Origin of the sequence: Rhizobium sp. PEPV16, from assembly GCF_008919455.1 — a bacterium.
GTDB lineage: Bacteria > Pseudomonadota > Alphaproteobacteria > Rhizobiales > Rhizobiaceae > Rhizobium > Rhizobium leguminosarum_Q.
On record NZ_VSZV01000045.1, the window covers coordinates 1 to 1495 of the forward strand.

A 1495-nucleotide genomic window follows, 5' to 3' on the forward strand; every position below is an offset into this window, starting at 1 on the left:
TCTCGGCGCTCGATGTCAGCGTGCAGGCACAAACCATCAACCTCCTGCAGGACCTGCAGGAACAGTATGGTCTGACCTATCTCTTCGTCGCCCACGACCTCTCGGTCGTCCGGCATATCTCGGATAACATTGCCGTCATGTATGTCGGCCGGGTGGTCGAAAAGGCGCCGACGGAGCAGATCTTCGCGCGCCCGCTCCATCCCTACACCGAAGCGCTCCTCTCGGCGGTGCCGATCGCCGATCCGCGGATGCGCCGCCACGGCCAGCGCATCCGGCTGGCGGGCGAGGTTGCCGATCCCGCCCATCCGCCTCCCGGCTGTGCATTTCATCCGCGTTGTCGCTACGCCACCGAGCTCTGCAAGCAGGAGGTGCCGGGCTTACGCACCGTCACGGCCGATGGGCACGCAGTGGCCTGTCATTACGCCGAATCCCTGACGCTTAATCCTTTTGCCGACCGTATCGTTCCGGAGTTCAATTGATGCCCGAATTCATTCCACGCTCCGAGCAGCGTCCCATTGTGGATACCTCCTCCACGACGCTCGATCTCATCTACTTCGATCTCGTCACGCTCGCCTCCAAAGAGCAGGACATCCGGCGGCTGCCCGCGCACGAAAGCCTCTACGTCGTGCTGTCGGGTCAGGTGGATATCGAAGTCGATGACATCATGTTCGAAGCGGTGGGCCGGCGAGCCGATATCTGGGGAGGCGATGCGGACTCGGTTTACGCGCCCGTCGGCGCCAATGTCCGGATATCGGCTCGTGGCGCGGCAGCGGAAGTCGCCATCGCCGGCGGCCTCTGCGACACGCGTTACGCCCCGTTTCGCATCACGCCGGATGAGGTCGACGCGGTCAATGTCGGCTCGTCGGATACGCACAGCCAGCGGCGGATCGTCCATCTGCTCGGCCAACGGCAGAACGGGCGCTGCGGCAACCTGCTGGTGAGTGAACTCTATGCCGGCGAAGGCTGCTGGTCCGGCTATCCCCCTCACAAACACGATACCGAAGACGGCGATGTCGAGACCCGGCACGAAGAACTCTATCACTACCGCTTCCAGCCCGAGACCGGTTTCGGCAGCCAGATCACCTATGACCAAGATGGTCCGGTCAAGATCCTCATGACCCGCAACGGCGACACTGTCCTGGTCGATCGGGGTTACCACCCGACGGTCACCTCGCCAGGGCACCAGGGCTATATCTTTACCATTCTCGTCGGCAAGCATCGCCGGGGGCTGATCCAGCGCTTCGATCCCGCCCATCAGCATCTGACCAAAACCATCCCCGGCATCGATGCGATGCGCGACAAGTTCAAATAATCCGGCTCGTGGCTTCGTGTGCCGGCATTGCGGCGCGTCGCCAAACTTCCGCCCAAGGAGAGACGACCCATGCGTGAACGTACGCGAATAAACGTTGATGCCAGTGAAGCGGTGCGCCCATTCAACCGGTTCTGGCGCGGTACCGGCTTTTCGCCCGCCGAGCTGCTGCTCGAGCCCGAGATG

At 62.7% G+C, this 1495-nt stretch carries 2 protein-coding genes; both read left to right on the forward strand.

Annotated elements, in window-relative coordinates; all coding sequences use genetic code 11:
* Positions 1-479: oligopeptide/dipeptide ABC transporter ATP-binding protein (locus FY112_RS00345; protein ID WP_348642711.1), on the forward strand; the 479-nt coding region annotated here is incomplete at its 5' end.
* Complete coding sequence (locus tag FY112_RS00350; protein ID WP_131620481.1) at positions 479-1312, forward strand: 5-deoxy-glucuronate isomerase; 834 nt, start codon at positions 479-481, stop codon at positions 1310-1312. The genes FY112_RS00345 and FY112_RS00350, both read left to right, overlap by 1 nt.
* The last annotated feature ends 183 nt before the right edge of the window (positions 1313-1495 follow it).